We start from the raw sequence: 18,402 nt of genomic DNA, 5'->3' as shown, positions 1-18,402 counted from the left end.
AAAGCCTATTTATCCCAGAATGCATTCAAAACACCGCAAAGAAAGTCGTCTAAAAACAAAACATTGGATGCGTGTTTTGAACGACTTAATTCTTAAGATCCTGTATATGAAGCAATAATAGGGTTCAGAAACAACGGAATAGTACACGCCGTTAAGTAACTATTTAAATTACAGCCTCAATTTTTCAGAAAGATGGTCTGTTGCTTGCGCTGGATCACTCTGTTGATTTTTCTGAGGCATAAATCCGATTTCTAGGTTATGTCCCTCAACTAAATTATGGCCTTAAGAAATAAGCAGATACAACCTAATTTCACCATAGCGTGCTGTCTTTTCATAACGGGTGGCGATGCGACGATGCTCTTTGAGTCGACCAATACATCTTTCTACAACATTTCTTCTTCGATACGTTTCATGGTCGAATTTAACCCGTCCATCTGACCACGCTTTTTCATTTGATTTATAGAGAATTATCACTTTTATTCCCTGACTTTTTAACCGGTTATAAGGGGAGCAATCACTCCCATGCTTCATCAGGAAGGTCGTAATGAGCCATAACATGTTTTTTCCGAAAGTCAGAGCCAGATAGATTATTCTATCTCAGCCTATTGCGGGACACAGCCTAATCATCAGCGGGCCTGTGAGTTAACAACGCTACACTCCCGAGAAGTCACTTTGGCCTTTCCTCGCCTTGAGAATAAAGGATTTTTAGTCTCATCAGGTGAGAAGCGTAATAAGTCTTATACATTGCCGGGTATGTCGTTACCAAGCCCTGAAGAACTTTTCTCTGCTGGAACAATAAATAATATTAATAATAAATTGGACTTACCCCATAAGGAATCTAGCTTGCCTCATTCATATTCAGGTATTCAAATCCACCGAGATGAGTTAGGGCGTCTTGCTCCTTCATCGTTTAGCCTGCCATTTATTGATGACTTAAAGTACATAACATCCGATTTAAGAGAAAAATTGCGAGAAATTGCTAAACCAGCTTATGAAAATCGTCGATTAGATCTAGAACAAATGCAATCGATTATTATGAAACTTTGTCAATCTCACTATATCCGTATTGATGTGTTAGGCATACTACTTAATCGTTCTGCAAAGAATCTCAGACAGCGCCATATAAAACCACTGCTTAATAAGCAGAATCTAATGATGGCATTTCCACAGACACCGAATCATCCCAATCAAGGATATACTGTCAAAGATGTATTACAGAAGGATTGATATTTCTTATGGTAGAACAATAGAGAAGTATTTAATTTATTTATACCCGTTATCTTTCAAGTTGCCTCTTTGTTGGCTGCACTTACTCACCTCGGTTACATAGTTATCTATGCTCCCGGGGATTCGCTCCCTTGCCGTCGCGATGCATCTTGAAATCCATTGGGTATAGAAGTATATTCATGAAATTATTTTGTTATATTTGTGTAAAAAGATGAAGAATATAGGCTATAAGAAATAACTTGAAAATTTTCACCCTTATTTTTTTGTAGTTATTCCATTAGCCATTAAATCCTTATCAAATAGAAAATAAAATAGATTTATGATAAGTTTCTTATTTATTGTAAATGATAAACTTTAGATTAGAGATGTTTGATAGTTATAATATGTCATAATCTTAGCATAAATTTATTGATAACAGGCCAATTTTGGCCCATTATGATATAAAAATAAATGAAATAGAGGCTCTATATTTTGCAATGAGTTGTTACTTGAATAAAATCAGCAGATTCACCGATTTTTATTTCAACATTTACGTCTTTGACTTCATTAATATTATTTATATGTGTGCCTCCGCATGGGATAGTGACCACCGTGGAGTCAATTGCAGATTTCCATAATCTGGTATCATTAATATTTTTTGATTTATATTCAATGTTTATTTCCGCACCCTGAGATAACCAATTATTGAGTGTGTTATTAACTTCTCTATTAATTTTATCCAGATTTTCAATTAATATATTTTTATCAAATCCTTTCTTTCTGAGTGATTTACCAAATCGATAAATATCAACGGATCGAAGCTCTGTAATAGAAGATTGGTAAATGGCGGCTTTATCTAAATTATAGTTTCCCAAATCATCGGTATCGTATACTTTGGACCATATATGATGTGTTGCTTTATTTAAAGCAAGGGACATAAAGTGGGCCATCGAGTGTGCAGCACTTACCTTATACCTTGTTTCATCGTTCACAGATAGAGTTACCGTTTTCCCTATGAGGTCTCTTTCTGAAATTCCGTGTAAATCAGGTAAGTAGTGTGCTGGCATAATTTTTTCTGGTGACGTTGCTTGTTTCGTTATTTCCTGGTCTATATATAAATGACCATCAATAAGGCCCGCAGTGTAAACTTTTGTCACAGCAAGTTCTTTATCGCCTATTGAAATTATTCCATTATCATGTAGTTGGTCTGGCCACTTATAGTTCTTCGGGTAGAATGGACTATCTTGGGTTATCAAAATGGTGCCACTTTCGTACTTCATAACCTCGATAATGTTGGATTCTAACATCAGGGTTCCCAGCATAAATGAAGCTTCTGCTTTTAAGAGTTCATTAATATTCATATCAGTAGCCATGTAACATCTCGCTAGTTATAGTTTTCTGATACCTATTATTACAGGGTATTTTGTTAATGTAATTCTTGCCAAAACAGGACTAAATCTTATTGTTATTTTATTTTTAGCTTAAACCTCTATTATCCAAAGATGATGATTTTTTTTGCTAATCAAGATGTCATGTAATCTTATATCATATTACTATTCGTTTTAAACGTTATAGGTAATCTTTCTTGCTGACTACCAGAATTGGATAAATAAGATCAATATGTGTATAGTCAACTTATTTATAGGATACTTAGAGCATTGTTGCAAGTGGAAAAGTTGGAATGTTTTTATGTTTTACCTACATAGTCAATAACGATTTTAAGGGTAAAATCCGTTTTTTTAACTGTCGCGATAATTTTTTATTTTAAAAATAAATAGTTAAACTGATAAAGTATATGGGGCAGGGGGAAATAAAGTATGGTTGCTATGGCAGGAATTAATATACATCTTCTGGAAGAAACGATTAGAAAACTTGACATTGTAGAGGAATGTTCTCCTGATAAGTCACATGCTGTACAGCTCCGAAGAGCAATAGATACTTATCTTGATGTTAATATTCCAGAACAGAATAGTAGCGTTTTTGGTTTATGGGGGGATAAAAAGTTGGATGGATTGGAACATCAAGGTAAGTTACGCGAAGAATGGTAATGATTGCTATGAAGTCGCTATTCGATACTAATATATTGATTATTTAAATGAATATGAACAAGCTAACATTTGGGCAACGGGTTAGCAAAATGGGTGGTTATTGATCACTAGAAACCCTAATGATTTTAAAGATAGTGCTGGTGTTATTCTTCCTTACGAACTGTCTAGCTCAAAAATAGATTAATATTTTTATAGACTTCTTCATAATATAAAAGAATCAAAAGTATTGTTTATATAAGAATCTTAAAATGTTCGTGGCTAATTGCTCCAACAGGGAACATGAGGCAGTGTTTTACACTGAATATATATAATATTTGGCTAATTTATGTGTCAATCAGGAATTGGAAAGATTGATATAACGTTGGAGGGAGAAATCGGATATAAATTCTACGCAATAAAAACCGCGAGAAAGGTTTTAATATTCTCGCGGTAATCGTGTTTTCTAAACGGGAAGATCAATGATTTTCTGTGAATAAAAATCAAATCTCAGTACGTGGTTTAGCATTCTCCGCCAACCATGCCGCAATGCGTTGCTTTTGCTCTTCTTTCAGCCACATACCCAGTTTGGTACGGCGCCAGATTGCGTCATCCAGTTCAACAACCCACTCATTATCGACCAGATAACGAAGTTCTGCTTCATACAGGCCGTGACCGAAGCATTCACCTAGATCGGTCAGATTATTCGCACCCTGCAGAATAAGCTCGCTGTTGCTGCCGTAAGTACGCGCATAACGTACAGCAACACCTTCCGGTAACCAGTTGTAACGTTTACGCAATAAACGGGCGTAACCATCACGATCGCACCCTTCCAAATTACCCCCCGGTAACTGACCATTTTTGGTCCAGGCTTCTCCGACATTGGGATAGTATTGCATCAGCTTCTCGGTTGCGTGTTCTGCAAGTTTACGGTAGGTGGTTAACTTACCACCAAACACAGACAGTAATGGCGCTTTGCCCTGTTCATCATGAATATCAAGGGTATAGTCGCGCGTAATGGCCTGAGGTGAGTCGGATTCATCATCGCACAGTGGACGTACACCAGAATAGGTCCAGACGATATCATCACGGCTAAGTTGTTTCTTGAAGTGGTCGTTATAAACTCTCAGCAGATAATTAATCTCCTGATCGTCAATCTTCGCTTCTTTTGGATCACCTTGATATTCCACATCGGTGGTTCCGATAATGGAAAATTCATCCATCCAAGGAATAACAAATACGATACGATGATCTTCGTTTTGCAGAATATAAGCTTGCGGCTCATCATGCACTCTTGGCACCACAATATGGCTGCCTTTGATCAGGCGAATACCATAAGGTGATTTCAATTTCAGGCCATCGTCAAAGAATTCTTTAACCCAGGGGCCGGTAGCATTAACCAGACCTTTTGCACGCCAAGTATAGGTCTTACCTGTACGCAGATCTTCGGCTTCAACCATCCAACCCTCTTGTTCGCGCCATGCACGGGTCACTTTTGTTCGGGTACGGACTTCCCCGCCACGTTTTTTGACTTCTTGAGCGTTAAGGACAACTAAACGAGCATCATCAACCCAGCAGTCAGAATATTCAAAGCCACGGACCAATTCTGGTTTCAGAACAGAATTGGCCCCGAATTTTAGCCCTTTACTGCCAGGCAGGCTGACACGTTTACCCAAATTGTCATAGAGGAACAGGCCAACGCGGATCATCCATGCTGGACGCAAATGTGGCTGGTGCGGCAGGCGGAAACGCATCGGAAAAGCGATGTGTGGTGCAAGGTTCAGTAAAACTTCACGTTCTGCCAGTGCTTCGCTGACCAAACGGAATTCATAATGTTCTAGATAGCGCAAGCCACCGTGGATCAATTTTGAACTGGAGGATGACGTGGCTTTGGCTAAGTCTTGTGCTTCCAGCAACAGAACAGAGAGCCCCCGGCCAGCAGCATCTGCCGCAATTCCGGCGCCGTTGATCCCGCCGCCGATCACAATCAAGTCTTTAGTTTCCATGCATCCCCCTAAAATGTTCGAAACAGTTCTTTAATGCTCGTTTTCGCTCACAATTGTAATCAGAAATCGATTAATAGCCAACTATTTGTCAAGAAAAAACATGTTCACGTGATATGGATAACAAATATTGTTATATCCATATAATTTAAATAGTATTAATAAAGAAGCTTAATTGTGGTGCGATAAAGGGAGGTAGGGGATAGCGCTATCCCCCGAATATAGAGAAAATTCTTAGCAGAGTTCGAGCTGTACGTTATGCTGCTCAATCACTTTATGGATGCTTGGCGGGGGAAGTTGGTCAGTAAATAGGTGATCAATGAGGTTCATATTGCCTAGATTGACCATAGCATTGCGGCCAAATTTAGAATGATCAGTGACTAACATAACGCAACGGGAGTTTTCGATAATTGCGCGTTTTATGCGTACTTCATGGTAATCAAATTCCAGTAGTGAGCCATCCATGTCAATGCCGCTGATGCCGAGAATGCCGTAATCAAGCCGAAACTGAGAAATAAAATCCAGTGTGGCTTCACCGATAATCCCACCATCACGGGAACGAATCTCCCCACCCGCCAAGATTAAACGGAAGTCCTCTTTTGTCATCAACAGAGTAGCGACGTTGAGGTTGTTAGTGACAATTCGCAGACCTTTATGATTTAACAATGCGTGAGCGACCGCTTCGGGTGTGGTGCCAATATCAATAAACAGCGTTGCGCCATCCGGGATATGGCTAGCAACACGTTGTGCAATACGTGCTTTCTCTTCTGACCACATGATCTTGCGATCGTGATAAGCAGTATTAACTGAACTTGATGGCAACGCGGCACCGCCGTGATGCCGCTGTATTTTGTTTTTATCTGCCAGGTCGTTCAAATCACGGCGGATAGTCTGGGGGCTGACATTAAAGTGTTCAACCAACTCTTCAGTGCTGACGTAGCCCTGAAGGCGCACCAGCTCAACTATTGCATCATGCCGTTGAGTTTGCTTCACGATAGTCCTCTAAGTTTCTAAAAATGTCGGTTATTATTTTTGAATGTATGACGGTTATCCCACAACGCCATCAGTAAACCGATAATTAAACCGGAGAAATGGGCGGCGTTGGCAATCGATAGTCCAAATGCATCGAAGTATCCAACCATCAGCCAGAAGATCGAAAAAGCCATCAAACCACGGGGAATGCCAATACCACGTTCGGGCGCACGTTCACCGGTTAGCCAGACATAACCAATTAAAGCGTAAACAACACCAGAAAGGCCGCCAAAATGAGAACCACTGAATAATGATTGTCCCCAGCCGCTGAAAACAGCGGAAACAATCATAATGACAAACAGTTTTCCTGTACTGAGGTGCTTTTCTGTTTGCCCACCAAGATACCACCACCACATGAGATTAAAGATGATATGCAGTAGTGAGAAGTGCAGTAAGCCGTGGGTGACCCAGCGCCATAGCTCCATATGTTGGCTATCGTCAGGCCAGGCCAGCCAGGACATCACCTGATAATCCCCGGCAAATTGCATCCAGAGATAAACGACAATATTTAGGAGCAAAACCGTAATAGTTAATGGGCCAGCCTGACGACTTAAATATTGCCAATTCAGATTATTGTGGTACTTCAATGGGTGATTCACATCGCCAGATTGCCAACTGGCCGCTTGATAACGTTCATTTAGCGGATCGCGGGTAAATTGCGCCAGCTCTTGCTGAACTAGAGTCAGTTTAGTGTCATCTTCTAGCCACAGTTCGACGTGTTGCTCATCGTGACTGGGGCGCATAGTGAGATGGACCTGATGGGTTGCCATATAATCGATAAAGGCTTGCGCTAGACGCGGGTTTGAAATAGCGATTACGCGGATCATGGGGTGTGTTATGCCGGATTATGTAAGGAGTCAACAGCGTGAGGATAGTCTCTGCGCCAGGCTTCAAAGCCGCCATTAATGCTGTAGACAGTTTCAAAACCGATGTTTAATAAATACTGAGCGGCACTCTGGCTGCTATGGCCGTGATAACACATGACCATAACCGGCTGCTCGAAATTGGCCTGTAACATAAATTCATTCAATGTGTCGTTGGTTAAATGAAAAGCGCCACACGCATGACCTGCCCGGAAACTCTGTGGATCACGGATATCCACCATAGTAGCGGATTTATTCTGCCAGTGTTGATAAGCCTGCTCAGGGCTGATAGCTTGAAAATGTTCCATATATATTGAATTGCTCTTAGAACTTATCCCGTTGGTTATTATTGTAATAATGTTTTCCCGACGATTATCCGAACGGGAAAATTTGTTATCAGTAATACGTTATTAGTAATACATTATCAGTAATAAGAGTGTTCACCGCGCTGGTGTTCAGTTAAGTCTTTTACCCCTTTTAGTTCTGGGAACATGTTCAGCAACTCTTTTTCAATCCCTTCTTTCAGGGTGACATCAACCATTGAACAGCCATTACAGCCGCCGCCGAATTGAAGGATAGCAAAACCATCATCAGTGATTTCCATCAGGCTAACGCGACCACCGTGACCGGCTAATTGTGGATTAATTTGTGACTGCAAAACATATTCCACACGTTCGACAAGTGGGGAATCGTCAGAAACTTTACGCATTTTGGCGTTAGGGGCTTTTAATGTTAGCTGAGAGCCTAACTGATCGGTGACAAAATCAATTTCTGCTTCTTCAAGGAAGGGGGCGCTCAGTTCGTCAACGTAAGCTGACAGTTGATCAAATTTCAGTTCAGTATCTGTCGCTTCAACGGCATCAGGCGGGCAGTAAGATACGCCACACTCAGCGGTAGGTGTACCTGGATTGATGACAAATACGCGAATTTGTGTGCCAGGTTCTTGGTTTGCCAGTAATTTGGCAAAATGAGCTTGCGCTGCTTCAGTAATATTAATCATATCATTTGCTCAATAGTTGACTGCTATAATTGGTTATAATACGCCCATTCTCGTATTGACTACAAGGTTCGACAGATCGCCCAAACCTGCACTGAACGGGCGCCAGCACGAATTAACAAACGGGAAATTTCAGTCATGGTCGCACCGGTGGTAATCACATCATCAAGTATGGCGACATGTTGTCCCGTAACGGAGCCACAAAGCTGAAATGCTTTCCTGAGATTAATTTTACGCCGTGCTGCCGATAAATTTCTTTGCGGTAGTGTAGCATGCGTCCGCTGTAGAAAGCTTTGCTGGTAATCGCATTGTAGCCATTCTGATAACTGCTTTGCCATTAATACACTTTGATCAAATCCCCGTTTCCATCGTCGGTGTCGATGCAGTGGCACACTGAGCAGAATGTTGGGTTTATACCATCTTCCATCACGATAGCCCTGTTGCCAGTGCAGTAGAAACAGACGCGCCAGAACTGACGCAAGTTGTGGGGTGCGGTGATATTTATAGCGACGGATCAGGCCACTCAATGGTGGGCAATAGTCGGTAATCGCTATCATATTCTCCCATAGAGGTGGTTTTTTGAGGCAGCGTCCACAAGGCAGTGACGGGAGTTCTGAGGGTAGTGCGCAGCACGGGCACATGTTTATCAAACGTTTCAACCGCTTGTTGCAAAAGCTGCATACTCCATGATGTGGAAACCAAAGAGGCTGATGGCATAGCCAACAGTACCCAACCATTGTTAGCATAGACTTCTTCCTTGATGGCAAATAAAGTTGAGAATAACAATGGTTGATCTGTTTTGGCAGACTTCTAATGAAGGTTCGCGTGATCTTGTGTTGCTGCACGGATGGGGGTTGAATGCAGAAGTTTGGCGTTCCATTGAAATGCGATGTGCTTCGCATTTTCGTTTGCATCACCAAAGAGGACAAGACGACCTAATTAAAAAACAAACGACATATTTTTGCGTACTACATCGCCGTTAATGCAATAAGACCAGAATGAATAACTATTTACTTGACAATAGAGATTGTTATAAACATGGTATAAAGTTGTTTTATTCATCATTAATAAACGTAATTATTTAGGTTAACTATATGAAAGAAAATATTGATAAGTTACTTTCAAACATCGCAATTATGGAGCCACCCGCAGGACTACAGGATAAACTTGCTCTTGCAAGACAAGAAAATAGAAAACTGACAATAAAATTAGGCTTTGATCCGACTGCACCTGATTTACATTTGGGCCATTCGGTTGTATTACAAAAGCTTAAAGATTTTCAGGATGAAGGACACCGGATTGTTGTTATCATCGGGGATTTTACGGCTGGAATTGGTGACCCGACGGGGAGAAATAAGCTTCGTCCGCCATTAACACCTGAGCAAATTAATAAAAACAGTCAGACTTATATAAATCAGCTTGCAAAAGTTATAAATATCGAAAATATTGAAATAAGGAAAAACTCAGAATGGTTTAACAATATGCCATTCAGTAATGTCATAAAGTTAATCTCTAAAATCACTCTTGCACAAATCATGCACCGAGATGATTTCAAAACCCGATTTGAATCAAAAGCACCAGTCCATTTGCATGAGATTATTTACCCTATTTTGCAGGGATATGACTCAGTTATGATTGATGCTGATATCGAGCTTGGTGGAACAGATCAGTTATTTAATAACTTGGTAGGGAGAACACTTCAAGAAGCCTATGAGAAAAAAGGGCAAATAGTAATAACAATGCCATTATTAGAAGGGCTAGATGGCATTGAAAAAATGAGTAAGTCAAAAAATAATTATATTGGGTTAACTGATAATGCAAATGATATGTATGGCAAAGTAATGTCAATTCCTGACAGTGCCATTATCAATTATTTGACACTTGCTACAGACATGGAGGCAGAAAAACAATCTGCGATAGTCAGTCAACTAGAACTGGGCCTTAACCCAATGAAGATCAAAAAAGATATCGCTTATAATATTGTTAAAAGATATCACGATGACATATCTGCAAAGGAGGCCACTGAGCATTTTGAGCGTGTAGTACAAAAGCGGACACCTGAAGAGGCTGATCATGATGTATTGATTTTACCAAAAGGCTCTTATATAACACTGCTGGATCTTTGTTCAGTAGCCTTGCCAGCGATAAGCCGTTCTGAACTAAGGCGATTAATTCGTTCAGGGGCTGTTCGTGTTGATAGAAGTAAAGAAGATGATGAAATTAAAAATATTGAGGTTATCCCGGGCACGCTTATATGGATAGGTAAACGATATAAATTCCGTATTGGCAGTTGAAGGAATATTATTAAAGTAGTGGTAGAGAAGGTGTATCAGGTTTTGTTATTTTTATTAGTTTCTTTTTCCTGATACCCACTACTATAGGTGGCAGAGTACCTATTTCATTGAGCCAAAAATTCACATCCTCAAAAACATCAAGAACAAGTGGTAAGTGGCCGTCTTGTGAATAAAGACTACCACCTGGTGTCAACCATGGATATAGATATTTGAGACAGTCGCGAGTTGATTTTTGAAGATCGACATCCAGATAGATTGCAGCTATTGGTCGTGACCAATTAGCTAAGGATATTTCAAACCACCCTTTAATAAATGTACAGGAACTGATATTACCATATTTTATAATATTATTTTTTACTTCCTGAAGAGAACCTGCGAAATCACCTTCCCTAAACACCGCTTCCCTTCCTTCAATACTGATGCCATGAACTTCATTATGAAACGGGAGGAGTAATTTTTTTTATCCTCGGTATTTTGGGTTTTATCTATTCTGAACAGAACTTGATTTATTGGATAATTGCAATATTTTCTTTCTCGTTGGGAGAGATCATTTTTATCCCCGTCCTTTACGCGCTTACTGACAGTATAGCACCTGAGGGGTTAAGGGGGCATTACTTCGCAATACAAAACCTAGGCAGTTTGGGTGCAGCTGTCAGTCCTGTTCTGATGGGATATTTAATTTCATATTATAAATCCCCTTATATTTTTCTCATTCTTATCGTCGCAATTTCCTTTTCTTATTTTATACTTCTAGTTGTAAAGCGTGCCTATATAAAACAATGGTAATTATTTTTCATTTTACACTTTCTTTGACTTAAATCTTTTAATCTATTCTCTAGTGATATTTATAGCGACGGATCAGGCCGCTCAATGGTGGGCAATAGTCGGTAATCGCTATACCCGTTATCTTTCAAGTTGCCTCTTTGTTGGCTGCACTCGTTCACCCCGGTCACATAGTTACCTATGCTCCTGGGGATTCTCTCCCTTGCCGTCGCGATCCATCTTGAAATCCATAGGGTATATCATATTCTCCCATAGAGGCGGTTTTTTGAGGCAGCGTCCACAAGGCAGTGACGGGAGTTCTGAGGGTAGAGCACAGCACGGGTACATGTTTGTCAAACGTTTCAGCCGCTTGTTGCAAAAGCTGCATACTCCATGATGTGGAAACCAAAGAGGCTGATGGCATAGCCAACAGTACCCAACCATTGTTAGCATAGACTTCTTCCTTGATGGCAAATAAAGTTGAGAATAACAATGGCTGATCTGTTTTGGCAGACTTCTGATGAAGGTTCGCGTGATCTTGTGTTGTTGCACGGATGGGGGTTGAATGCGGAAGTTTGGCGTTCCATTGAAATGCGATGTGCTCCGCATTTTCGTTTGCATCTGGTGGATTTGCCGGGTTATGGCCGTAGCCAGAAATATGGCCCGATGAATCTTGCTGACATGGCGGATGAAGTCTGGCGATATGCGCCTGAAAATGCGCTATGGCTAGGTTGGTCGTTGGGAGGTCTGGTTGCCAGCCGGATAGCGCTTGACCATCAGGATAAAGTTGCCGGATTAATTACCGTGGCTTCTTCACCACATTTCAGCGCAGAAAGTGACTGGCCGGGGATTAAGCTGGAAGTTTTGCACGATTTCGAACATCAGCTTAGTAAAGATTTCCAGCGCACAGTTGAGCGTTTTCTTGCTTTACAGACATTAGGTACTGACAGTGCCCGTCAAGATGCGCGATTACTGAAATCTGTTGTGCTGGCGCAGCCGATGCCTTCTGTTGAAGTGCTGCATGTTGGCTTGGAAATTTTGCGTACCGAAGATTTAAGGGAGTCTTTGGCTGAGCTTACCATACCGTTCCTGCGGATTTACGGTTATCTGGATGGGTTGGTGCCAAGAAAAATTATCAACATTCTTGATGAAAAATGGCAGCGTTCAGTTTCAGCCATGATGCGCCATGCCGCTCATGCGCCTTTTATTTCTCATCCGGATGAGTTTGTTGGATTGTTGACTGAATTTGCTAGTAGAGAAGCATTGCAAGGTCGATGAGATAACAGATTTTTATTGGCGTGATTTGGAAAGGTAAAGCGTTCGCCGCATGAATGCTGTTGGTACGCATAATTTTTTGAGTGATTTTATTGGGAGCATATCTGCGCTCATTAGCCTATAAATGGATAGCTTGTTTTGCTTATAAAAGTCATCTATTTTGATTACTTTTGGTGTGCATGTTAAGATAATAGATTAAATGGATTAATTTTATGTTTTCAGCAAACATTATAAGAGCGGCATTCAAGGAGCTTTCTAAGCTACCTGTTGGTCTCAAAGTTTCAATGATTGAAGCCATTGAAGAATTGGAAGCTGCTGGAACAGATTTAAAAGAGCCTAAAGTCAGAGACATTGGAAACGGGCTTAAGGAGTTAAGAGTGAGCGCTTCTGAGGGTATTGCGAGGGGATTTTTCTTTTTTGCAGTTGGACAACAGTTTTATGTTGTTCATATACTGCAAAAGAAAACCCAAAAAACGCCGAAGAAATCGCTCGATCTGGCAAACCAACGAATGCAAGAGGTTAAACGGAGTCTTAAAAATGTCTGACAATGATTATGATATTATCCCGTTTTCTGAAGCCAAAACGCTTCTCTTAGAAGATGCCGCGACTCTGGAAGCATATAACGATATTCAGATCCGTAAGGCGTTGATGAAACAGCTTAAAGATGCACGTAAAGCGTTACATCTTACTCAACAAGATGTTGCTCAGAAGATTGGCACTCAGAAGCAAAATATTAGTCGTATGGAAAATGGTAAAAGTGTGCCAAATCTGGATACTTTAAGCCGCTATGCTGCCGCGCTTGGAGGAAGATTTGTTTTCCAAATGCCTGTAAGTCAATAGATTGTATGTGTTTAGTTATGGCTTATGACTCTTTGGACCAACAGATTGTTGATAAGCCCCCCTTTAAAAGAGGGGAGTTGTCTCAGATTAACTATATATGATTAGCCATTCTATAATATGGCTCAGTTCTCCCAGCGATCCGATAAACCGCCGTATCACATTGCTGTACCTCCGGGCACTGTTTGCAACTGCCGCTTAGGCAAGCAGTTGCATCAACTTTTTCCAGTTTGTCCATTACGGTGATTTGTTCAAGTATCCTTTTATAGTGACAGTTTCCACTGGAACAGTGACAGCTATATTGGCTGTTGCTGATAAAGATTATTTTAATCAATCGGTTAAAAAATCAGGGAATAAAAGTAATAATTCTGTATAAATCAAACGAAAAATCCCGGTCTGAATGATCTCAAATAAATCAGACAATAATTTAATAGTACTATTAAATAGACATACTAAATAAAAGCAAAGTAGGCAACGTGATTAATACGAGAAAATATTATTCAATCTTTTATGTGGTATGTGTATGTATTTAAATGATTTTTAAAGTCAATAATGAAGATATTAGGCGGTTAAAAAACATGAGTTGTTTCACAATAATAAAATTTTCACTTTAACATCTAATTTACATGGAGAAAGATTGTTGCTTATATTTAAATTCCCTCACGGGAAATAAGTAAATATCAATCTAAAGTTTAAAAAGGGGACATTATGGACTATCAACCTCTGGCTAGCCTCATATGGGTGATAACCAATGAAAAAATACATTAGTATAGGTGTACATGAACTTGATACTTATCTTGATTACGCTATTTTAAGCATCATAGCTATATATAGCCTGCATGCGACTCCATCCGAAATGGGGATATTGGGCGCTTGCTTCGCTGTTCCATTTTTGGTGGCTAGTGGATTGTTTGGCAAGCTGTTTGACAACAGAAATGTATTAAATTGGAGGACATTGCTGTTCTTTATTAATGGCATTGTCATGCCTTTTTTATCTATAGCTGATCCAATTATATTTCTTTATGTCATTACATTAATCAAGACAACCTGTCGGTGTGGGCTTGGAATATCAAACACAAAATTGAATGTAGATGATAATGAGTCTCAAAAATTTTATGAAATTTATGGATATATCATCAACTTTAGCAGAATAGTCATTCCCTTGTTTGTTGTATATTTAAACACGAACTATGGATTATGGTTTGTCCTGTTATTATCAATGACATTTAACCTAGTCGGTATGTTGACATCATACTTTGATGATACTTTTCGGCTTGATGCAAATGAAGGTATAAATCCTACTGCTGTAGAACGTTTCTCATTCATACAGCAATTGAAAAACAAACCGGATTTATATTTACTTGTTTCGGCTTATACTTTGTCAAACTTAGCCTTTTTTCTTAGCAACGATATGCTCGGTATCTTCTTTGAGAGGATTGGGCAAAATGAAAGTAGCATAGGCTACATAATTTCACTTCTCGGGGTTGGTGGCATAGTAGGAACACGAGTTTCTGGTTGGTTACTTAAAAAATTGTCAGCCAAGAATATTTTGTTATTTTCCATTATGATTAATTTTGTGGCCTTTTGCGGATTTGGTTTTTTAGACGCAAAAACACATCATTATGCCACATACTATTTGTTGGTTTTCCTTGTTGGTATGGCCTCTGGTGTGACGTTTTTTGCAATTAGATACGGTGTAAGAAATATTATTGGTTTTGAGCATGTAGGGAAAGCTACAGGAGATATACAGAAAATTTCATCTGCAGTGGCAATTTTGATGCCGGTTATTGGTGGGTATACTGCAAAACTCATTTCTATCGAATTTACTTTCAAATTAACAAGCATTCTGCTTGCGGTGATATTTCTGTATTTTTTATTTAAAAAGCATAAATAAGCCTAGCAAGATTGATTTTATCAATGCAAAACACTATGACTTGTACCTGAAAGGAAAAACCAAGCAAACATGGGATAGCAATCTGAATTGGGACTTGGCCGGGAAAGATTTAATCCCTGAGAATTTAAAGGCAGAAATCGATGCTGCCTTTGAGAAATTAGCGGCGGGGTGGGCGAATCATAATTTTTATCTCGTCAAGAAGCAAAATTGCGAATGGCAGGAAAGAAAGCCGCAAGTAAGAGCTAAACGAAACGTATAAAACCAATACAATTAAATGATTAACATCCCCCAGCGATCCGATAAACCGCCGTATCACATTTCTGTGTTTCAGGGCATTGTTTGCAACTGCCACTCAGGCAGGCAGTTGCATTGATCTTTTCCAATTTGCCCATTACGGTGAGTTGTTCAAGCATCGCTTCTATCATCGATAATGAAGCAGAAAGCTGGTGGCTCAACAGTTTGGCATCTGCCCGCCCATTCAGAGCGACTGCATCCCTTACTTGTAATAGGCTAATCATTTTCAATTCCTAGTGACAGTTTCCACTGGAGCAGTGGCAGCTATTTCCTGGGTTGCTGATTAACTTCATGGTTACGCGGGTGCGTGCCCGACGTAGGAAGTAGAACACCAGTGCGTTAAATGTAACGACGGTCAGAATGATGATCAGGCTGCTTTGTGGATGCTGTGAGAAAGTCACCATCTGGTAGAACAGGGCTGAAATTGAATAAGCCACATTCAGTCCCCACAGAATGGAGAATGTCATCCAACCACGGCTGGTTTCACGAGCGATCGCGCCCATCACCGAAACACAAGGTACATATAACAGAACAAAGATCAGGTAACTGTAAGCTGAAATAGCGGAGCCAAATTTGGCACTCATTGTTCCCATAGAGCTATTATCCATTTCACCGTCACCTTTACTGGCTTCGATCGGGTTGGCAAGCACGTTCAGAGTGAATGTCTCTTTCAAACTATCCCAGGTTTCACCAACTGCATCTTTCAGCTCAGCAAACAGGTTGAACTCATCTGCGTTAAACGGTTCATTAGCAATGTTTTCTGCGGTATACAGGGTATTTAGTGTCCCAACGACCACTTCTTTTGCCATAGCACCAGTTATCAAACCAACAGTTGCTTGCCAGTTATCAGAGTGAACGCCAATTGGCTGTAACACAGGCGTAATAACCTTGCTGACTGAAGCCAGGGCGGATTGGTTGATGCTATCCACCGCCTTACCAGAGAATGAGAAACTGTTAAGAGCGCCGATGAACATACTGGCGATAACGATTACTTTACCGGCACGGATAACAAAACCTTTCAGGCGTTGCCATGTTTGTAGAAGCAAGGTTTTTAGATGCGGAATATGGTAAACCGGGAGCTCCATAACGAATGGTGAAGCTTCGCCACGCATAATGGTGTATTTCAACATCAGGCCAGTCAGGATAGCAACTGCAATACCCAATATATAAAGGGAAAAAACAAAAGTTGCCCCATTTTTGCCAAAGAATGCGGCGGCAAATACGGCAAAAATGGCTAATCGTGCCCCGCAAGACATAAAGGGCGCCATCATAATCGTAATCAAGCGTTCACGCGGCGCATCTAGCGTTCTCGCCCCCATAATGGATGGGACGTTGCAACCGAAGCCAACGATCAACGGGACAAACGATTTACCCGGTAGTCCTAAAACTTGCATCAGACGATCCATGACAAACGCAGCCCGCGCCATGTAACCGGAGTCCTCAAGAAAAGAGAGGAATAAATACATCATGCCGATTTGTGGTACTAGCGGCAAAACCGTGTTGATACCACCGCCGAGACCTTGTGCGAGGAAAATCGTCAGCCATTCTGGAAAACTTAAGGTATGACCAAGCCATTGAACCCCATGAATGAAAATAGCAACAGAACCACTGTCAAAAATAGGTTGTAGCGCACCACCGATATTAATTGCCAGCACGAACATTAAATACATAACCGTCAGGAAAATAGGCACACCTAACCAACGATTGAGGATAATTCTGTCAATTGCCAGAGTGAGTTTGTTTGGCATGGCTTTTTGGGTATCTATCACGGCCATGCACAATGTATTGATGCTTTGATAGCGCGCATCGGCAATCACCAGTTCGGGCTCTTCATGTTGCCGTTGTTGCAAGCGTTCTTTGGATTCAATCAGCACTGAGGTAGCAAGGCCGGAACGTTCCAGGCTGTAAATATCCCCTTCAAGCATCTGAAGCGCTAGCCAGCGGCGTTGTTGAGCATGAAAAGTGTCTGGAATTGCACCAGATAACATCTCAACTTCTTGCAACAGGCAATCAGGGTAGTGAATCAGTGACTGCCCGGAATTCTGCTTATGGTGGTCAATTGCCCGTTTCAGCTCATTCACTCCAGTTGCACGCGTCGAAACCATTGGAATGACTGGGCAGCCGAGGCGTTGCTCCAGTTCGGCAATATCAATTTGGATATGCTGACTGTCAGCAATATCCAACATATTGAGTGCAACGATGCATGGAATGCCTAATTCCAACAGTTGTAACGTCAGATAGAGATTTCTTTCAAGGTTAGCAGCATCTACGACGTTAATCAGCATGTCAGCATCACCGCTCAGGATGTAGTGGCAAGCTATCTGCTCATCCAGTGATGTTTGTTCGGAAATCGTGGTCAGAGAGTAAGTTCCCGGTAGGTCAACTAACTCAATTTTATGGTCCGCAGTGGTAAAACGGCCAACTTTTCGTTCTACCGTAACGCCAGCCCAGTTGCCTACACGTTGGCGAGCGCCAGTAAGCTGGTTAAATAATGTCGTTTTGCCGGCATTGGGGTTGCCAATTAAGCCAATGGTCAGTGCTTTCATGTTGTTGGTGCCAAATTAGATTAGGAGTAACCGTTTCGTTGCTTGCAACGGATTATGCGTTGCATTGAACGCTGTCTAATGTGAGAAATTCTAAGTCTTTTTTTCTCAGAATTAGGCTGACTCTGCGAGTCTCAATTTGTATCGGATCACCAAAAGGCGCTAAGCGGATAACATGAAAAGAAGAACCGGGCAACATACCTAATGACAGCAATTTTTGTCGGTAAGCTGGGCTGATCTTCGGAGAAAAACCAATGATCTTGTAACTATGGTCTGGAAGAAGTTGCATATGACCTTCCGGGATATGTGATAAGTAAAATATACCCGTTATCTTTCAAGTTGCCGCTTTGTTGGCTGCACTCACTCACCTCGGTCACA

At 40.9% G+C, this 18,402-nt stretch carries 21 protein-coding genes and 2 pseudogenes; 9 read left to right on the top strand and 14 right to left on the bottom strand.

Annotated elements, in window-relative coordinates:
• Nucleotides 1-269 precede the first annotated feature (269 nt).
• A pseudogene (locus tag SLS51_RS24735) lies at nucleotides 270-411 on the bottom strand (IS5 family transposase); the annotation flags it as partial.
• 261 nt (nucleotides 412-672) lie between these two features.
• On the opposite strand from SLS51_RS24735, the gene SLS51_RS19120 reads away from it, so the two are divergent.
• Nucleotides 673-1,227, top strand: a complete 555-nt coding sequence (locus SLS51_RS19120; protein ID WP_011144592.1) for a hypothetical protein — start codon at nucleotides 673-675, stop codon at nucleotides 1,225-1,227.
• A 464-nt stretch (nucleotides 1,228-1,691) separates the two neighbouring features.
• Here SLS51_RS19120 and SLS51_RS19115 read toward each other — a convergent pair whose 3' ends face one another.
• Nucleotides 1,692-2,579 carry an alanyl-tRNA editing protein gene (locus tag SLS51_RS19115; RefSeq protein WP_323840195.1) on the bottom strand — a complete coding sequence of 296 codons (888 nt, stop codon included), beginning with the start codon at nucleotides 2,577-2,579 and terminating at the stop codon, nucleotides 1,692-1,694.
• 444 nt (nucleotides 2,580-3,023) lie between these two features.
• Here SLS51_RS19115 and SLS51_RS19110 point away from each other — a divergent pair, with 444 nt between their 5' ends.
• The gene (locus SLS51_RS19110; RefSeq protein ID WP_323840193.1) at nucleotides 3,024-3,254 is read left to right on the top strand and encodes a CopG family transcriptional regulator; all 231 of its coding nucleotides are present in this window, start codon (nucleotides 3,024-3,026) and stop codon (nucleotides 3,252-3,254) included.
• A 479-nt stretch (nucleotides 3,255-3,733) separates the two neighbouring features.
• Here the strand turns inward: SLS51_RS19110 and glpD are convergent, their stop codons facing one another.
• From glpD to gntX, 6 genes are all read right to left on the bottom strand, one after another.
• Nucleotides 3,734-5,236, bottom strand: coding sequence for a glycerol-3-phosphate dehydrogenase (gene glpD, locus SLS51_RS19105; RefSeq protein WP_323840192.1), 1,503 nt, complete (start codon nucleotides 5,234-5,236; stop codon nucleotides 3,734-3,736).
• A 231-nt stretch (nucleotides 5,237-5,467) separates the two neighbouring features.
• Nucleotides 5,468-6,226, bottom strand: coding sequence for a DeoR/GlpR family transcriptional regulator (locus SLS51_RS19100; RefSeq protein ID WP_113025945.1), 759 nt, complete (start codon nucleotides 6,224-6,226; stop codon nucleotides 5,468-5,470).
• Nucleotides 6,227-6,243: 17 nt separating this feature from the next.
• Entirely contained in the window at nucleotides 6,244-7,092 is an 849-nt protein-coding gene (gene glpG, locus SLS51_RS19095; RefSeq protein WP_323840190.1) for a rhomboid family intramembrane serine protease GlpG, read from the bottom strand.
• A gap of 8 nt (nucleotides 7,093-7,100) precedes the next feature.
• On the bottom strand, nucleotides 7,101-7,436 hold the full coding sequence (gene glpE / locus SLS51_RS19090; RefSeq protein ID WP_323840189.1) for a thiosulfate sulfurtransferase GlpE: 336 nt from the start codon (nucleotides 7,434-7,436) through the stop codon (nucleotides 7,101-7,103).
• A gap of 116 nt (nucleotides 7,437-7,552) precedes the next feature.
• The gene (gene nfuA, locus SLS51_RS19085) at nucleotides 7,553-8,128 is read right to left on the bottom strand and encodes a Fe-S biogenesis protein NfuA (protein ID WP_112878442.1); all 576 of its coding nucleotides are present in this window, start codon (nucleotides 8,126-8,128) and stop codon (nucleotides 7,553-7,555) included.
• Between the two features lie 59 nt (nucleotides 8,129-8,187).
• Nucleotides 8,188-8,871, bottom strand: coding sequence for a DNA utilization protein GntX (gene gntX / locus SLS51_RS19080; RefSeq protein ID WP_323840188.1), 684 nt, complete (start codon nucleotides 8,869-8,871; stop codon nucleotides 8,188-8,190).
• Between the two features lie 39 nt (nucleotides 8,872-8,910).
• Here gntX and SLS51_RS19075 point away from each other — a divergent pair.
• Together SLS51_RS19075 and tyrS are read left to right on the top strand one after the other, a co-directional pair.
• Nucleotides 8,911-9,039 (top strand): annotated as a pseudogene (locus SLS51_RS19075) (pimeloyl-ACP methyl ester esterase BioH); the annotation flags it as partial.
• Nucleotides 9,040-9,219: 180 nt separating this feature from the next.
• Nucleotides 9,220-10,419: a tyrosine--tRNA ligase gene (gene tyrS, locus SLS51_RS19070; RefSeq protein ID WP_323840187.1), complete on the top strand. Its 1,200-nt coding sequence runs from the start codon at nucleotides 9,220-9,222 to the stop codon at nucleotides 10,417-10,419.
• Nucleotides 10,420-10,429: 10 nt separating this feature from the next.
• Here tyrS and SLS51_RS19065 read toward each other — a convergent pair whose 3' ends face one another.
• Nucleotides 10,430-10,816, bottom strand: a complete 387-nt coding sequence (locus SLS51_RS19065; RefSeq protein WP_323840186.1) for a TylF/MycF/NovP-related O-methyltransferase — start codon at nucleotides 10,814-10,816, stop codon at nucleotides 10,430-10,432.
• 56 nt (nucleotides 10,817-10,872) lie between these two features.
• Here SLS51_RS19065 and SLS51_RS24175 point away from each other — a divergent pair, with 56 nt between their 5' ends.
• Nucleotides 10,873-11,205 (top strand): MFS transporter, encoded by a 333-nt coding sequence (locus SLS51_RS24175; protein ID WP_369293953.1) that lies wholly within the window; start codon nucleotides 10,873-10,875, stop codon nucleotides 11,203-11,205.
• 175 nt (nucleotides 11,206-11,380) lie between these two features.
• Here SLS51_RS24175 and SLS51_RS19060 read toward each other — a convergent pair whose 3' ends face one another.
• Entirely contained in the window at nucleotides 11,381-11,674 is a 294-nt protein-coding gene (locus SLS51_RS19060) for a hypothetical protein (RefSeq protein WP_323840185.1), read from the bottom strand.
• On the opposite strand from SLS51_RS19060, the gene bioH reads away from it, so the two are divergent.
• The 3 genes from bioH to SLS51_RS19045 all read left to right on the top strand — a co-directional run bounded on the left by bioH (nucleotide 11,674) and on the right by SLS51_RS19045 (nucleotide 13,296).
• Nucleotides 11,674-12,459, top strand: coding sequence for a pimeloyl-ACP methyl ester esterase BioH (gene bioH, locus SLS51_RS19055; RefSeq protein WP_323840184.1), 786 nt, complete (start codon nucleotides 11,674-11,676; stop codon nucleotides 12,457-12,459). The genes SLS51_RS19060 and bioH overlap by 1 nt on opposite strands.
• 209 nt (nucleotides 12,460-12,668) lie before the next feature.
• Nucleotides 12,669-13,001: a type II toxin-antitoxin system RelE/ParE family toxin gene (locus tag SLS51_RS19050; RefSeq protein WP_112895583.1), complete on the top strand. Its 333-nt coding sequence runs from the start codon at nucleotides 12,669-12,671 to the stop codon at nucleotides 12,999-13,001.
• Entirely contained in the window at nucleotides 12,994-13,296 is a 303-nt protein-coding gene (locus SLS51_RS19045) for a helix-turn-helix domain-containing protein (RefSeq protein WP_323840183.1), read from the top strand. Before SLS51_RS19050 ends, SLS51_RS19045 begins: the two co-directional genes overlap by 8 nt.
• Nucleotides 13,297-13,387: 91 nt before the next feature.
• Here SLS51_RS19045 and SLS51_RS24730 read toward each other — a convergent pair whose 3' ends face one another.
• Nucleotides 13,388-13,627 carry a FeoC-like transcriptional regulator gene (locus SLS51_RS24730; RefSeq protein WP_439126892.1) on the bottom strand — a complete coding sequence of 80 codons (240 nt, stop codon included), beginning with the start codon at nucleotides 13,625-13,627 and terminating at the stop codon, nucleotides 13,388-13,390.
• A 417-nt stretch (nucleotides 13,628-14,044) separates the two neighbouring features.
• Between SLS51_RS24730 and SLS51_RS19040 the strand changes: the two genes are divergently transcribed.
• Complete coding sequence (locus tag SLS51_RS19040) at nucleotides 14,045-15,187, top strand: MFS transporter (RefSeq protein WP_323840182.1); 1,143 nt, start codon at nucleotides 14,045-14,047, stop codon at nucleotides 15,185-15,187.
• Nucleotides 15,188-15,465: 278 nt separating this feature from the next.
• Here the strand turns inward: SLS51_RS19040 and SLS51_RS19035 are convergent, their stop codons facing one another.
• From SLS51_RS19035 to feoA, 3 genes are read right to left on the bottom strand one after another with little or no spacing between them, the layout of a single operon-like run.
• Nucleotides 15,466-15,705, bottom strand: coding sequence for a FeoC-like transcriptional regulator (locus SLS51_RS19035; protein ID WP_323840181.1), 240 nt, complete (start codon nucleotides 15,703-15,705; stop codon nucleotides 15,466-15,468).
• 9 nt (nucleotides 15,706-15,714) lie between these two features.
• Nucleotides 15,715-18,027: a Fe(2+) transporter permease subunit FeoB gene (feoB, locus tag SLS51_RS19030; RefSeq protein WP_323840180.1), complete on the bottom strand. Its 2,313-nt coding sequence runs from the start codon at nucleotides 18,025-18,027 to the stop codon at nucleotides 15,715-15,717.
• Nucleotides 18,028-18,079: 52 nt separating this feature from the next.
• Nucleotides 18,080-18,313, bottom strand: coding sequence for a ferrous iron transporter A (feoA, locus tag SLS51_RS19025; RefSeq protein WP_011144609.1), 234 nt, complete (start codon nucleotides 18,311-18,313; stop codon nucleotides 18,080-18,082).
• Nucleotides 18,314-18,402: the final 89 nt, after the last annotated feature.

The sequence above is a fragment of the Photorhabdus africana genome (assembly GCF_035181445.1).
GTDB lineage: Bacteria > Pseudomonadota > Gammaproteobacteria > Enterobacterales > Enterobacteriaceae > Photorhabdus > Photorhabdus laumondii.
This window is presented reverse-complemented; position numbering and strand designations above follow the sequence as displayed.

Bases quoted from the DNA above. Each gene is read 5' to 3' on its own strand.
- SLS51_RS19045 (WP_323840183.1), top strand. From the start codon at position 12,994: ATGTCTGACAATGATTATGATATTATCCCGTTTTCTGAAGCCAAAACG.
- glpE (WP_323840189.1), bottom strand. From the start codon at position 7,436: ATGGAACATTTTCAAGCTATCAGCCCTGAGCAGGCTTATCAACACTGG.
- glpD (WP_323840192.1), bottom strand. From the start codon at position 5,236: ATGGAAACTAAAGACTTGATTGTGATCGGCGGCGGGATCAACGGCGCC.
- nfuA (WP_112878442.1), bottom strand. From the start codon at position 8,128: ATGATTAATATTACTGAAGCAGCGCAAGCTCATTTTGCCAAATTACTG.
- SLS51_RS19040 (WP_323840182.1), top strand. From the start codon at position 14,045: ATGAAAAAATACATTAGTATAGGTGTACATGAACTTGATACTTATCTT.
- SLS51_RS19115 (WP_323840195.1), bottom strand. From the start codon at position 2,579: ATGGCTACTGATATGAATATTAATGAACTCTTAAAAGCAGAAGCTTCA.
- glpG (WP_323840190.1), bottom strand. From the start codon at position 7,092: ATGATCCGCGTAATCGCTATTTCAAACCCGCGTCTAGCGCAAGCCTTT.
- feoB (WP_323840180.1), bottom strand. From the start codon at position 18,027: ATGAAAGCACTGACCATTGGCTTAATTGGCAACCCCAATGCCGGCAAA.
- SLS51_RS19110 (WP_323840193.1), top strand. From the start codon at position 3,024: ATGGTTGCTATGGCAGGAATTAATATACATCTTCTGGAAGAAACGATT.
- bioH (WP_323840184.1), top strand. From the start codon at position 11,674: ATGGCTGATCTGTTTTGGCAGACTTCTGATGAAGGTTCGCGTGATCTT.
- SLS51_RS19035 (WP_323840181.1), bottom strand. From the start codon at position 15,705: ATGATTAGCCTATTACAAGTAAGGGATGCAGTCGCTCTGAATGGGCGG.
- feoA (WP_011144609.1), bottom strand. From the start codon at position 18,313: ATGCAACTTCTTCCAGACCATAGTTACAAGATCATTGGTTTTTCTCCG.
- tyrS (WP_323840187.1), top strand. From the start codon at position 9,220: ATGAAAGAAAATATTGATAAGTTACTTTCAAACATCGCAATTATGGAG.
- gntX (WP_323840188.1), bottom strand. From the start codon at position 8,871: ATGCTAACAATGGTTGGGTACTGTTGGCTATGCCATCAGCCTCTTTGG.
- SLS51_RS19050 (WP_112895583.1), top strand. From the start codon at position 12,669: ATGTTTTCAGCAAACATTATAAGAGCGGCATTCAAGGAGCTTTCTAAG.